The organism is Methylobacterium sp. Leaf93 (assembly GCF_001422345.1).
Taxonomy (GTDB): Bacteria; Pseudomonadota; Alphaproteobacteria; order Rhizobiales; family Beijerinckiaceae; genus Methylobacterium; species Methylobacterium bullatum.
Genome location: NZ_LMMS01000002.1, coordinates 20,476 through 33,943, shown reverse-complemented (window position 1 = coordinate 33,943; position 13,468 = coordinate 20,476). Strand labels below are relative to the sequence as shown.

Below are 13,468 nucleotides of genomic sequence, written 5' to 3'. Positions count from 1 at the left end.
TCCGCCAGCCTCTGCCGGTCGAGGGTCACCCGACCACCCCCACCTCCAACTCCTCCCCACAAGGGGGAGGAGGGCAGGAGAGCGCATCCGGCGATATGCGTGAGTCCCGCAGGCCCAGGCGGGAGAGGGACGCGATGCGCTTAGCGCGGACGGCGCTGCGGCGGCTTTTTGCCGGCTTCCCGCTCGTGGCGGGCGGCGCGGGGGCTCTTGAAGCCCTTCGGGCCTTCGGCCTCGCGGTCGGGCTCGCCGCCGAGAAGGGCCTCGACCTGGATTTCCGGCGAGCCATTCTTGGCGAAGGTGGCGGCGAAGCGCGAGGCGGCGCCGCCACGGATCTCGAACTTGGTCTCCCGGTCGAAGATGCGGATGGCACCGATCTCCTGGCGGCCGATATTGCCGCGGCGGGTCAGCATCGGCAGGAGGCGGCGCGGATCGGCATTGTCCCGCCGGCCGAGATTGAGCCGGAACCAGACCGAGGGGCCTTCCGCATCGATCCGCGCCGAATCGGCGGGGTCGTAGACCTTGCGCTCCTTGCGCTCGGGACCGGCACCGGGGTCGGTCACGTCCTCGGGCTCGGGCAGGCGGGCGCGGTAGATCTTGGCGAGAGCGGCGGCGAGTTCCTGCGGCGTGCGCTGCGCAAGCAGCGCCTCGCCCATGGCGAGGTCTTCCTCGGAGGGCGTCTCGGTGAAGAGCGGATCCTGCCACATGCGCTCGCCGTCGAGGCGGCGGATCTCGTCCGCCGTGGGCGGGGCGGCCCATTCGGCGTTGACCTTGGCGATGGCGAACATCTGCTCGGCGCGGCGGCGCTTGGAAGCCGGAATCAGTAGGACGCTGGTGCCCTTGCGGCCCGCGCGCCCGGTGCGGCCGGAGCGGTGCTGCAGCACCTCGGCATCGTGGGGCAGGTCGGCATGGATGACGAGACTCACGGTGGGCAGATCGATGCCGCGGGCGGCGACATCGGTGGCGACGCAGACCTTGGCGCGTCCGTCGCGCAGGGCCTGGAGCGCGGCGTTGCGCTCGCCCTGACCGAGTTCGCCCGACAGGGCGACCGCCGAGAAGCCGCGCTCGGTGAGCACCGCCTGGAGGTGGCGCACGGCGTTGCGGGTGTTGCAGAAGACGATGGCGGTGGGCGCATCGGTGTAGCGCAGGGTGTTGACCACCACGTGCTCGATCTCGCGCGGCACCACGCGCACGGCGCGGTAGGTGATGTCGGTATGGCCGCGCTCCTGGCCCTTCACGGCGATGCGCAGGGCGTCGTTCTGGTAGCGCTCGGCCAGACTCGCGATCGCCTTCGGCAGGGTCGCGGAGAAGAGCAGGGTGCGCCGCTCCTTCGGGGTCACCGAGAGGATGAATTCGAGGTCGTCCCGGAAGCCGAGATCGAGCATCTCGTCGGCCTCGTCGAGGACGGCGACGCGCAGGTTCTGGGTGGCGAGGTTGCGGCGCTCCAGATGGTCGCGCAGGCGGCCCGGCGTACCGACGACGATATGCGCGCCTTCGGCCAGGGCGCGGCTCTCGCGGCGCGGGTCCATGCCGCCGACGCAGGCGATCACGCGCGCTCCGGTTTCGGCATAAAGCCATTCGAGCTCGCGCTGGACCTGAAGCGCGAGTTCACGCGTCGGGGCAATGACCAGGGCCAGGGGCGGGCCGGCCGGCTCCAGCCGTTCGGCATCGCCCAGAAGCGTCTCGGCGAAGGCGAGGCCATAGGCGACGGTCTTGCCGGAGCCGGTCTGGGCCGAGACGAGGAGGTCGCGGCCCTGGGCCGCCGCCTCGATCACGGCACTCTGGACGGGGGTCGGGTCTTCGTAGTTGCGGGCCTCGAGCGCTCGGACGAGCGGGGCCGGCAGGGTAGGAAAGGGCACGGGGCAGAGGCCTTGCAGGCAGACAAGGCAAACCCTGCGGATTCGAGTCACCCTGAGTGGCGACGTCGCTGCATCCGGTCGTGGGTCCGGCCTCGTTCGGTTACGGAGAGATCGCTTCTAGCCGCAATGCGGCGCTGACGCCACGCCCCATGCTGCAATGCTTCCAAGCGTGGTTTGCGTATATCCCGCGTCGAGTGCGCTGGGCTGCCCAAGTTCTCCATGAGGCAGGACGCGGCAGGATCGACGATGCCGGATCGCCCGACAGGCCGTCTCACACGAAAGGGGTCCCGGCCGCTGCCGGTCGGGACCCCCCATCTGTTTCAAGTTCGGCTGTCGAATCAGCTCCAGGTGAACTCGTTCGTCCAATGCGCCACGGGTGCTTGGCCGGTCACTTCGCTCACATCGATGCCGGCGCCGATATTGCCCTCTCCCCAGACGATGTTGCCCGGATTTCCAGCATTCTGATACGAGGAATCCGTCACCACCGTGCTCTCGTTGACACCCCAGAGCAGGGCGTTCGAGAGCGGATGTCCACGCCCCTGGTCCGTCGCGATGTTGTCGAAGGAGCGGGTGAACTCGAACGTGTTGTTCTGGCCGTAATCCGCGAAGGCGCCGTTGCCCATATGGATCGCGTCGACGTTGCGGACGGTGCCGTTGTTCGATCCCTCGAAGATGACACCCTGGCCGCTCGGCGAGTTGTTGCCGTCGATGACGCCGTTCGAGACAGTGACGTTGTCGCTGTAGTAGATCGAGATGTTGTCCTCGGTCCAAGCGACGTTCGGATCGTTGTGGACATAGAAGTTGTTGAGGGTGCTGTCCGGCGACTGGCCCATCTGCACGAGCTGTCCGCGGGGGAAGGGCCCGCGCATATCGTAGCCTTCGATCCCCTCCAGTTCCGCACCCGGCGAGTATTGGATGAGCACGCCCGTCGAGGTGTCGTGGAAGGTCGCGTTCGTCACGCTCAGGTCTTCGGCCTCGAAGGCCGAAATCCCGTAATGGTCCGGGGTCCGCTCGGCGCCCGTCTCGGGTGCGCCCACGTTGAAGACCTCCACGTTCTGAATGTCGACGTCGTCGGCCTCCATGACGCGGATGCCGGCGCCTTCCTCGGTGCCGCCGTTTCCATTGAAATGGATGCGGACGTTCTCGATGGTCACGTTGTCTACGTGATCGACGTCGATGCCGGGACCGCTATCGACATAGATGTCCATGTCGCGGATGACATCGCCTTCCCGGGCGACGATCGTCCCGTCATGGCGTGTGAGCGGAGCCGTGTCGTCCCCGGGTACTGGATCGGAGGGCGGCGCGACGACGGGAGGTTCTTCGGGCAAGGGCGTCGGTCCGATGTCCGGAACCACCGGATCCGGTCCCTCGGAGACGGGATCCGGTGTGACGACGTCCGGCACCGGCTCCGAGGCGCCTTTGCTGAAGTCGTTCGTCCAATGCACCATGGGCGCCTGGCCGGTCACTTCGGTCACGTCGATGCCGGCGCCGATATTGCCCTCGCCCCAGACGATGTTGCCCGGATTTCCAGCGTTCTGATACGAGGAATCGGTCACCACCGTGCTCTCGTTCACGCCCCAGAGCAGGGCGTTCGAGAGAGGATGTCCACGTCCCTGGTCCTCCGCGATGTTGTCGAAGGCGCGCGTGGAGTCGAAGGTGTTGTTCTGGCCGTAATCCGCGAAGGCGCCGTTGCCCATATGGATCGCGTCGATGTTGCGGGCTGTACCGTTGTTCGACCCCTCGAAAATGACTCCCTGACCGCTCGGCGAGTTGTTGCCGTCGATGACACCGTTCGAGACGGTGACGTTGTCGCTGTAATAGATCGAGATGTTGTCCTCGGTCCAAGCGACGTTCGGATCGTTGTGGACGTAGAAGTTGTTGAGGCTGCTGTCAGGCGACTCGCCGAATTGTACGAGCTGACCGCGGGGGAAGGGCCCGCGCATATCGTAACCTTCGATGCCCTCGAGTGTGGCGCCCGGCGAGTATTGCACGAGGATGCCCGTCGACGTGTCGTGGAAAGTCGCGTTCGTCACGCTCAGAGCCTCGGCCTCGAAGGCCGAAATCCCGTAATGGTCTGGAGTCCGCTCGGCGCCCGTCTCGGGTGCGCCCTCGTTGAAGACCTCGACGTTCTGGATATCGACGTTGTTACCCCGCATGATACGGATGCCGGCACCTTCCTCGGTGCCGCCGTTTCCATTGATATGGATGCGCACGTTCTCGATGGTCACGTTGTTTACGTGATCGACGTCGATACCGGGGCCGCTATCGACATAGATGTCGAGGTTCCGAATGACATCGCCTTCCCGGGCGACGATCGTCCCGTCATGGCGTGTAAGCGGAACCGTGCCGGCGGCCATGAGGGATGTCGTTCCGGTGTCGGATTCCACCAGATCCGAAACGTCGGAGAGGGGCTCCCAGCTTCCAATCTCTGGAACCGGGCTCGGCACGTTGCTGTCGGTGAAGCCTGAAACGAAGTCGTATGTCGGGCTCGACCAGAGACCCGTATCGGAGGTGGAACGCTCCTCGTCCTGCGATGCGCCGTGTTGATGCGAATGCTGCATTCGTTTTCCAGTTATGTCTGCGATCGGTCCTGATGCCGATCCTCCCAATCCGAGCCGATTCCGGTCACGGATCCCCGTCAGCGTCGGCGTTGCCCGCCGACACTATTCCCAAGATTATTGTCGCAGCGATGAGCGAATAATCGGATTTGATGAATTATCGTTCAGTACTAAGAAGAACTTCCTCTGTGCTTTTCGACAAATGTACAGATAGGTACACTTCGATCATCTAATACTTTATTGATACAACAAATCTTAGTGAGCCAATCTTGTTCAAAATGTGTCGCGAAAGATTTTCAATGCGGTCGAACTGATCATCCATCTCACCTGACGAGAGGGGTGACATGCCAGTGCGTGCACCGTGCCGCGTGGTTTCAACCCGACGGAATCAGGGGCCTGGCACGGGGCGCCGTCGCGCGATTGCCGGCGATCGGCGCCGCATGGCCCGAGTCTGGCGAGGGGGCATCGAAGCGAGATCGGTGGAGCGGGGCGGCGGACAGAAGAACGAGTCCGTCATCTCCCGAAGGTAGGGGGCGGCCCAGGATGCTGCCGGCCACTTCGATCCGCAGCTGCAAGGACGACTGTCCGGCTTGGTGAATCCTACTTCGCTGAAGACGGACGTAGTCCCGATGCGCACTTTCTCGAAGAACCCGCGGCAGCGATGATACTGGTGGTGCGTGCCCAATCAGAACAGTCAATCGCGAAATTCTGGATAGCGTCCAACGCCCGCTCATATCATCGTATGTGGAAACAATCTGATGATATACAACATCCAATCTTTGAGGGCGATCGCGGCCTATCTCGTTGTCTGCTTCCACTGCCAAGTCTTGCTGTTCGGCCATCTCAAATATTCGATGGGCTCCTGGGGCGTCGATATCTTCTTCGTCATCAGCGGGTTCGTGATGGCCTACACCACCGACGGGCGGATCGCGCCGCCACATCACTTCATCATGAAACGGCTGGTTCGCGTCGTTCCGCTGTACTGGTTCATGACGATGGCCGTCTTTCTCGCGGCCCTCGCGATGCCCTTCCTGTTTCGCAACATCGATAGCGGGCTGGGGCATCTGCTCATGTCGCTGGCGTTCATCCCATTCGAGAAATCGAATGGCTTGATACAGCCTGTCCTGTTCCTTGGATGGACGCTGAACTACGAGCTATTTTTCTACTGCCTGTTTTTTCTAAGTCTTTACATTTATCCGGAAATAAAAAGGTATTGTTACTTAAGCCTGACGATGATTGCTCTCGTCATCTTCGGGGTTCTGGTGTGCCCCGAAACCGTACTTGGCCGGTTTTATACAGACACGATCATCCTCGAATTCGTTGCCGGCATCTGGATTTGTTACCTCGTGCGGCATGTCACGATTCCGCCGAGGCTGTTGCCTGTCCCGACGATCGGCGCCTTGGGCCTCGCCAGTTTCGGCTGTCTGCTGGCGGCGGAATTCCTCTGGCCGACAGCGCCCCGCTTCGTCGGCCTCGGCGTGCCGGCAGCATTGCTCGTCCTTGCTGCGGTGTTGCTGGAAACCAGAGGTATCGTCTCGAAGACTGACTTTGCCGTCGAGCAGGGAAACAGCAGCTATGCGCTCTACCTCACGCATTTCCTGTCCTATCAACTCTGCGAGAAAATCGTTTTCAAGGTGTTCGATCCGCAGGGCTTTTCCCTGAAACTGGCCGCATTCGTCGGGGCGGTTGCGCTCGCCGGTCTAATTGCCTGGGTCGTGCATCGCCGGATCGAGATCCCGTTGACCCAAGGCGTCAGAGACCTGATCAGTGGCTTCGGGCGTCGGTCTCACGTCAGGCCATAGCATCCGGCCGGCCCCATATCGTGGGATCGGAATGGTCGGCGATTCGAGTAAAGCCGGATAAGGCCTTGGCCGATGGGAACCACCGGAGCGGATTTTGCCGCGCGAGCGGCCTGAAGCACGCGGAAAAAGAGGGCGCGCGATCGATCTGCCGGCTACGATGCGGGCCAAGACGATCGAGGGTGAGGCGATCGAGGGCGAGACGCGCCGCATCCTCGTCGCTACCCAGGGCCTGCCGATGCATGCGGCGGACGAAGACTCTCGGGCCGGAACCGCCGATGGATGTGCTTGTCATAGGAGCTGGAATCGTCGGCCTCGCCGTGGCGCAGGGCCTCGGCCGGCGCGGGCATGCGGTCGTTGTCGCCGAATCCGAGGGCGCGATTGGGACCGGCGTGTCCTCGCGCAGTTCGGAGGTGATCCATGGCGGGATGTACTACCCCGCCGGCTCCCTGCGCGCCCGCCACTGCACGCGGGGACGGCGGATGCTCTACGAGTTCTGCCGGAGCCACGGCGTGCCCCATGCGCAGCTGGGCAAGCTCATCGTCGCCACCTCCGAGAACGAGCGGGCCGCCCTGGAGGGGATCGCCGAGCGCGGCCGGGCCAACGGCGTCGAGGGCCTCGTTCTCCTGGAGGGCCGGGAGGCCCGTGCGCTGGAGCCGAATCTCGCCTGCATCGCTGCCTTGCATTCGCCCGAGACCGGCATCGTCGACAGCCATGCCCTGATGCTCGCCCTTCAGGGCGACATCGAGGATGCGGGCGGGGCCATCGCCTTCCATGCACCGGTCGGCGCGATCCGGCGCGATGACGGGGGCTGGCGGGTGGAGGTCTGCGGGGAAGTCCTCGCCTTCGACGCCGTCGTCAACGCCGCTGGTCTCGGCGCGCAGGCGGTGGCGCGGGTGGTCGAGCCGTATCCGCCCGCGCGGATCCCGAGGCAGGTCCTCGCCAAGGGCAGCTATTTCGGCTGCCTCGGCCGTCCGGTCTTCTCGCGCCTGATCTATCCCGCGCCGATGGAGGGCGGGCTCGGCATTCATCTCACCCTCGATCTGGCCGGTCGGATGCGGTTCGGGCCAGATGTGGAATGGGTGGAGGCACCGGATTACGTCGTCGATCCAGGCCGCGCCGAGGCCTTCACCCACGCCATCCGGCGCTACTGGCCGGGGCTTCCCGATCATGCGCTGACGCCGGATTACGCCGGCATCCGCCCCAAACTCACCGGACGGGGGGAGCCGGCGGCGGATTTCGTCATCGACGGACCGGCCGAGCACGGCCTGCCGCACCTCGTCCACCTGTTCGGCATCGAGAGCCCGGGGCTGACCTCGAGCCTGTCTTTGGCCGAGGAGGTGGCGGACCGGCTGGTCGGGGCCGAGGCCTGAGGGCCACGGGATTCATCAATCCGCTCGGCGGCTGTTCCTTCGATCCGAGAGGGTTTGGCATAAGTCGCAACGCGCTCTCTTTCCTGGAAGGAGAGGGCTGGGGTGAGGTGTGGTCCATCTCCGGACGAAACGCACACCTCACCCTGTCCCTCTCCTTTCAGGAAAGGGGACCCGCGCTGCCCGCGCGATCTGTGACAATCGTAGGCTTGAGGGCGGGGCGTCGGCCCGTTGACGCTCCTGCTGGGCGTCGCGATCTTTCTGGGATGCAATGTCGGGCTTCACGCCCTAGCGCGCATGGTCCTGAAAGACCTCACGCCATGACCGAGATCCAATTCGTCGCCTTTGTGGTGACCTCGCTCCTGGCCCTCGCCGTCGGCGGGGGCGTGGCATTGTGGGCCTGCCATTGGGCGTAGGGCGCCCCCGGCCCGCTAGCCTTCGCCCGCCCCTTTGGATCAGCCGCCGAAACGTTCGGTCCTGATACGGCCCGGTTCGAGCCCGGCATCGACCAGCAGGTCCGCTGCGTTTCCGACGAAGGCGTTTCCGCCGCAGATATAGACGTGGCGCGGAGCACCGAGCCGTTCCAACGCTTCGCCGATCATCGCTCCGTCGACCCGGCGGCCACCGGCCCGCGTCAAATTCAGCATCAGGTCGAAATGCGGCTCGTCGCGTGCGCGAACGGCCAGTTCCTCCGCGGCGATCGTCTCGGCCGCATCGCGGACCGAGTAGAGCAGCAGGGCGGGCACCTCGGGGGCGGCCGCGGCGCGGTGGCGCAGCATCGCGAGCAGCGGCACCACGCCGGAGCCGCCGCCGACGAGGAGGAGAGGGCCGCCATCCTCGGGACGCCAGACGAACGAGCCGCCGATGGGGCCGCGCAGTTCGATCGTGTCTCCGATCTCCGCCACGGCATCGAAGAAGCCCGAGACCTCGCCATCGGGCAGGCCCTCGATCATCAGTTCGATCGTGCCGTCCGTGCCCGGCGCCGAGGCGATGGAATAGCTGCGCTGGGCCTGATAGCCGTCCGTCGCGGTCAGGCGCACGTCGACATGCTGCCCGGCCAGCATCGGCCGGTCGAAATCGATCCGGAACCGATAGCTCTTCACCCGCCGCGTGACCGGTTCGATGGCCAGGAGGGTGGCTTGTCGCCAGGGGAGGGGCCGCGCGGTGGGATCAATCACCGGTGAAGCGCTGCTCGCGCCAGGGATCGCCGTACATGTGGTAGCCGCGCAACTCCCAGAAACCGCCCTCGTCCTTCCTGGTGAAGCGCAGGCCCTTCACCCATTTGGCGCTCTTCCAGAAATACAGGTGCGGCACGAGGAGCCGGGCCGGGCCGCCGTGATCGGGCTCGATCGGCCGGCCCTCGTAATGGGTCGCCACCATGGCCTTGGGGCCGGTGAGATCGGCCACGGGCACATTGGTGGTGTAGTCGTCATAACCTTCCGCGAGCAGGAACTCGGTGGGGGCCGAGATCCCGGCGGCCGCGAGGATGTCGTCGATGCTGACGCCTTCCCAGCCGGTGTCGAACTTCGACCATTTCGTCACGCAATGGATGTCGCCGCGCCAGGAGGTGCGGGGGAGGGCGGAGAATTCCTCCCAGTTCCAGCTCTTCAGGGGTCGCGAGCCGTCGCGCAGGGTGAAGCTCCAGCTCTCCATGTCGATGCGCGGATTCGGGCCGATCTGCAGGACCGGGAAGTCCTGTTCGAGATACTGGCCCGGAGGAAGCCGCTCGGCCGTCGCTTCCGGCGGCCGTCGTCCTGAAAAACCGCGTGTCGCCATGCCCGTCTCCGTCCGTGCGCTTGCGTCCCGCCCGTCTTCGAGCTTCGGCCCGAGCGGGTCAAGCCGCGCCCGGACGCTCGCCCTGAGCAGGTCTCATAGAAGCGGCCGCCGGTTCTGCGATAAAACCCGCGACACCTCGGAGAGCTCAGCAGGGTGAAGCGTTGGCTCGCCAATACAAACCCGCTCAGTCCTGCAGATGCCCCGGCAGGATCCCCTCGGCGACGAACAGGATCCCCTCTGGCTGGTACGAGATGGTCGCGGTGCCGTCGATTTCCTGGGCGCAGGCGCGCTCGATCAGCCGTGAGCCGAACCCGGTCCGCGTCGGCACCGCCACCGGCGGCCCACCCGATTCCTGCCATGTGACGCGAAAGTCATGCGGCGCGGTGCCGTCGAGGAGGCTCCAGGACAGCCGGACCCGTCCGGTATCGTTGGACAGCGCGCCGTATTTCACCGCGTTGGTGGCGAGTTCGTGCAACGCCATCGCCAAGGCCAGGGCGCCGCGTGGCGGCAGCCTGATCTCGCCGCCTTCGAGGTCGACGCGCTCCCGCCCCTTGCTCTGGAACGGGGTGAGCGCGCGGTCCGCGATATCGGCGATGGAGGCGCCGTCCCAGGCCTCCTCGGTCAGGACGTCGTTCGCCGCGGCCAGGGACACCACCCGGGCTTCGAGGGATCGGCCCGCCTCTTCGAGGGAGGGCGCGGTTCGCAGGGTCTGCCGAATGATCGACTGGATAAGGGTCAGGGTGTTCTTGACCCGATGGGTCAACTCGCCCGCAAGCAGGCTGCGATACTCCTCGGCATGCTTGCGCTCAGTGATGTCGAGGGAGATGCCGGCCATGCTGAGGGGCGTTCCATCGGCGCGGTAGAAGGTCTGGCCGCGGATATGGACCCAGCGCAGGTCGCCGGACGGCGCGATCACCCGATACTCGATGTCGTAATCGACGTTCCGCTCGATGCAGCGGCGCACCTCTGCCAGCATTCGTTCGCGGTCGCCGGAATGGATCGTGGCGAGCAACTCGCCATAGCTGAGCGGCGCGTCGGGGGCCCGCCCGAAATTCATCCGGAAATGATCCGACGTCTCTAGATTCATGTCGACGAGATCGAGCGTCCAGGAACCGAGCCGGCCGGCACTGAGCGCGAAACGCAGGTTCGTCTCGCTGCGGCGAAGCTCCAGTCTACGGCGCTCGACCTCGGTTTCCAGGGCATCGCGGTCCTCCTGCAGCCGGACCAGGCGGTCCTTTTCCAGCGTCACGTCGAGCTGTGAGGCGAAGAAGTAGGCGACCTCGCGGTTGGAATCGAAGACCGGCGCGATGAGAAGCCGGTTCCAGAACACGTCGCCGTTCTTGCGATGATTGAGAAGGTCGATCTCGATGGGGACGCCTTTGGCGATGGCTTCGCGAATGCGGGCGACATCCGCCGGATCCGTCTTGGGGCCTTGGAGGAAGCGGCAGTTGCGGCCGAGGACCTCCTCGCGCGAGAAACCTGTGGCCCGCTCGAACGCCGCATTCACGAACACGACCGGCATGTCGGGCTGGTTGGGATCCGCGATGACCATCGGCATGCGCGTCGCGCGCAGGGCCGCTGCGAAGGGATCGGGCCCATCGACCGTGCGGGCGATTTCCGAGGCGATCCGATCCTGTTCGGAAACTCGGATCACCGCGCGACGTCCAGGATGATCGAATGCCTCATGCGTTGCCTCGACATACAACCGGACCCGTTCGCCAGAAAACGATTCGGACAGGGTTCGTTGTACGCCCGAGCTAAGCCCAAGCAAGGCTTCATCTCAACTTATAGGGCCGCCCGACAGGGATGTTTTCCCGAATGGTTGTTTTGCCTCGCTCAATGTATGTTTACATACACAATTCAGGCTCTTCTGCGTGGTGTATCGAGGCGTCGCCGGATCGAGGCGTTCCACAATCAGCTATCTCTCGCCTCCATCCCTCGAAACGCGGAACGCCCGCCGCGGTGGTACCGGGCGGGCGTCCTTGACGGTCGGAAAACGGAGATCAGCAGCCCTTGGCTGCGTCCGCGGCGGTGGGCTTGCCGTCCTGCTGCTTGGCGACGTCGGACGCCGACGTCGCCGTGTTGGCGCCGACATTGTTCATGGCGCCGACGGTGCCGGGCGACTCGGCCTTCGCGCCAGGGCTCACGTTGCCGGTCGCGGCAGGATCGACCTTCGAGCTCTTGTCGTTCATGGCCGCTTTCCCATCCGCCGTGGAGCCGGTCGCACAGGGGGCGGCGATGGCCATCGCCGAGCTGAGCATCACGATGGCGCCGGCGCCGACGAGCTTGGAAATCTGTCGCATCTATTCCTCCAAGAAGTAGTTCTGCCCTCACAACGGGAGCAAGGCTTCATTCGTTCCCCGGATTTTCTGAATCGTCCCGGCCATGGAAAGACAAATTTCCAAAGGCTGGAAAGGACAAGCTTATCGGCCAGCTGGTGCGGTGCGCCGTTGTTTGCGCTTTTCGTTTTGCGTTGCACAACATCGTCGGCGGCGAAGATCTATTGTCGGGATTCTCAATGCGGCGAGACGAGCGTCGTAGAATCCATTTCGTCGATGGCGACAGTCAGAACATCCGTGAGGAGCGAGGCGAGACGCTCCACCGCCAAATCCGACCTCGCCCGCGGCTTGAGCAGGCGAAGGGAGAGAGACGGCAACTGGGGCAGGCCGGACTCCTCCGGGTCGAGCGCCGTGAGTGCGGCGGGCAGGCCGTGGGGTGTGCGGACGGTCAGGCCGAGACCGGCCGAGACGGCGGCCCACAGGCCTGCCAGACCCGGACTGCTGAACGAGATCCGCCAGGAGATCGCCGCCGCGTCGAGGGCGTTCAGGGCGGCGTGCCTGAAGATGCAGGGCGATCCGAACAGGACCAGGGGAAGAGGGCGGTCGGTGCCCCGCGTGACGCCCGGACGCGGTCCGATCCAGGCCATAGGCAGGGTTCCGATGACGGGTCCGTCCTGCTTGCCTCCGTCCTCGTCCCAGAGGAGCGCGAGGTCGAGCTGGCCCTCGTCCAGGCGCGCGCGCAGGGTCGCGTTCCGGTCCACATGCGCGTCGATCCTCACGCCGGGATGCAGGCGCGCGAAGCGCCCGAGGGTCTCCGGAAGCCAGGTCTCGGCGAAATCCTGCGGCAGGCCGATCCGGACACTGCCGGACAGAGCCGGGGAACCGACCGCATGGAGCGCGGCATCGTTCAGTTCGAGCAGCCTGCGGGCATAGCCGATCATCGTCTCTCCCGCCTCGGTGAGAACGAGACCGCGTCCCTGCTTCTGCACCAGGATCTGCCCGACTTGATCCTCGAGCTTGCGCAATTGGAGGCTGATCGCCGACGGCGAGCGGCCGAGCCGTGACGCCGCCCTGGCGAAACTGCCGAGTTCGATCCCGGTCACGAAGGACCGCAATACGTCCATGTCGAGGTTGACCGGCAGAGACATTGAGTTTTGCCAAACGATCGGTTTGGAATTACGAGATTTTCTAAATGATCCTGTCGCGGCATGCTCCTCTCGTCAATCGCGGATCGTTCGCGATGGGACGAGGAGAAGAGCGTCATGCCGTTCGTGAATGTCATAATCGCCGGTCTCAGCATCGGGGCGGATCGGGTCGGCCGCCTGCAGAGCGGAGTGACGGCGCTGATGGCCGACATTCTGGGAAAGAACCCGGATCTCACGGCCGTCCTCATCGAGGAGGTGTCAGCGTCCGGCTGGCGGGTGGGAGGGCGGCCGGTCGAAGTCGCGGCGCATGTCCAGGCGGCCATAACGGCCGGCACCAATGACGCCGAGGAGAAAGCCCGCTTCATAGCCGAGGCCAACGCCCTGCTGCATCGGGTGCTTGGGGAGGCCTTGCCGCTCGCCACCTACGTGGTGGTCCAAGAGATCGCGGCCGATGCCTGGGGCTATGATGGCCTGACGCAGGCACACCGGCGGCTCGCGCGCTAACGCGCCTGGCGGAACGGTACGGGTTCGGACAATCGCGATATCGATGAGGTCGTTCTGTCGGCGTTCACCTGTGGTGCCCTAAATGGACACTGTAGAGGTCTACGCCGGCCTCACTGTCGCGTCGAACGAGACCGTAGTGGCACTCCAGTGTCCGTCGGCCGCGTCACTCGCGGCGTAGGAC

At 65.0% G+C, this 13,468-nt stretch carries 10 protein-coding genes; 3 read left to right on the top strand and 7 right to left on the bottom strand.

Annotation, left to right across the window (positions count from 1 at the left end; translation table 11 throughout):
• Nucleotides 1-140: 140 nt before the first annotated feature.
• Both ASF26_RS03845 and ASF26_RS03840 read right to left on the bottom strand, forming a co-directional pair.
• Nucleotides 141-1,856 (bottom strand): DEAD/DEAH box helicase, encoded by a 1,716-nt coding sequence (locus ASF26_RS03845; RefSeq protein WP_056249973.1) that lies wholly within the window; start codon nucleotides 1,854-1,856, stop codon nucleotides 141-143.
• 338 nt (nucleotides 1,857-2,194) lie between these two features.
• Nucleotides 2,195-4,417: a right-handed parallel beta-helix repeat-containing protein gene (locus ASF26_RS03840; RefSeq protein WP_056249962.1), complete on the bottom strand. Its 2,223-nt coding sequence runs from the start codon at nucleotides 4,415-4,417 to the stop codon at nucleotides 2,195-2,197.
• Nucleotides 4,418-5,172: 755 nt separating this feature from the next.
• Here ASF26_RS03840 and ASF26_RS03835 point away from each other — a divergent pair.
• Nucleotides 5,173-6,216 (top strand): acyltransferase, encoded by a 1,044-nt coding sequence (locus ASF26_RS03835; RefSeq protein WP_056249958.1) that lies wholly within the window; start codon nucleotides 5,173-5,175, stop codon nucleotides 6,214-6,216.
• 275 nt (nucleotides 6,217-6,491) lie between these two features.
• On the top strand, nucleotides 6,492-7,586 hold the full coding sequence (locus tag ASF26_RS03830; protein ID WP_056250156.1) for an NAD(P)/FAD-dependent oxidoreductase: 1,095 nt from the start codon (nucleotides 6,492-6,494) through the stop codon (nucleotides 7,584-7,586).
• Nucleotides 7,587-8,038: 452 nt separating this feature from the next.
• Here ASF26_RS03830 and ASF26_RS03825 read toward each other — a convergent pair whose 3' ends face one another.
• The 5 genes from ASF26_RS03825 to ASF26_RS03805 all read right to left on the bottom strand — a co-directional run bounded on the left by ASF26_RS03825 (nucleotide 8,039) and on the right by ASF26_RS03805 (nucleotide 12,786).
• Nucleotides 8,039-8,761, bottom strand: coding sequence for an FAD-binding oxidoreductase (locus ASF26_RS03825; RefSeq protein ID WP_056249955.1), 723 nt, complete (start codon nucleotides 8,759-8,761; stop codon nucleotides 8,039-8,041).
• Nucleotides 8,754-9,359 (bottom strand): sulfite oxidase-like oxidoreductase, encoded by a 606-nt coding sequence (locus ASF26_RS03820; RefSeq protein ID WP_056249950.1) that lies wholly within the window; start codon nucleotides 9,357-9,359, stop codon nucleotides 8,754-8,756. The genes ASF26_RS03825 and ASF26_RS03820 overlap by 8 nt, the downstream gene beginning before the upstream one ends.
• Nucleotides 9,360-9,543: 184 nt before the next feature.
• Nucleotides 9,544-11,013 (bottom strand): HWE histidine kinase domain-containing protein, encoded by a 1,470-nt coding sequence (locus ASF26_RS03815; protein WP_056249948.1) that lies wholly within the window; start codon nucleotides 11,011-11,013, stop codon nucleotides 9,544-9,546.
• Between the two features lie 349 nt (nucleotides 11,014-11,362).
• Nucleotides 11,363-11,662, bottom strand: coding sequence for a hypothetical protein (locus ASF26_RS03810; protein WP_056149850.1), 300 nt, complete (start codon nucleotides 11,660-11,662; stop codon nucleotides 11,363-11,365).
• A 212-nt stretch (nucleotides 11,663-11,874) separates the two neighbouring features.
• A complete protein-coding gene (locus ASF26_RS03805) occupies nucleotides 11,875-12,786 on the bottom strand; it encodes a LysR substrate-binding domain-containing protein (protein WP_056249944.1) in 912 nt (303 codons plus the stop codon).
• A gap of 114 nt (nucleotides 12,787-12,900) precedes the next feature.
• Here ASF26_RS03805 and ASF26_RS03800 point away from each other — a divergent pair, with 114 nt between their 5' ends.
• Nucleotides 12,901-13,287 (top strand): tautomerase family protein, encoded by a 387-nt coding sequence (locus ASF26_RS03800; protein WP_056250154.1) that lies wholly within the window; start codon nucleotides 12,901-12,903, stop codon nucleotides 13,285-13,287.
• The last annotated feature ends 181 nt before the right edge of the window (nucleotides 13,288-13,468 follow it).

What these genes read in the sequence shown, in the direction of transcription:
- ASF26_RS03840 (WP_056249962.1), bottom strand. Translation starts at nt 4,417, where the DNA reads ATGCAGCATTCGCATCAACACGGCGCATCGCAGGACGAGGAGCGTTCC.
- ASF26_RS03835 (WP_056249958.1), top strand. Translation starts at nt 5,173, where the DNA reads ATGATATACAACATCCAATCTTTGAGGGCGATCGCGGCCTATCTCGTT.
- ASF26_RS03830 (WP_056250156.1), top strand. Translation starts at nt 6,492, where the DNA reads ATGGATGTGCTTGTCATAGGAGCTGGAATCGTCGGCCTCGCCGTGGCG.
- ASF26_RS03820 (WP_056249950.1), bottom strand. Translation starts at nt 9,359, where the DNA reads ATGGCGACACGCGGTTTTTCAGGACGACGGCCGCCGGAAGCGACGGCC.
- ASF26_RS03810 (WP_056149850.1), bottom strand. Translation starts at nt 11,662, where the DNA reads ATGCGACAGATTTCCAAGCTCGTCGGCGCCGGCGCCATCGTGATGCTC.
- ASF26_RS03805 (WP_056249944.1), bottom strand. Translation starts at nt 12,786, where the DNA reads ATGTCTCTGCCGGTCAACCTCGACATGGACGTATTGCGGTCCTTCGTG.
- ASF26_RS03800 (WP_056250154.1), top strand. Translation starts at nt 12,901, where the DNA reads ATGCCGTTCGTGAATGTCATAATCGCCGGTCTCAGCATCGGGGCGGAT.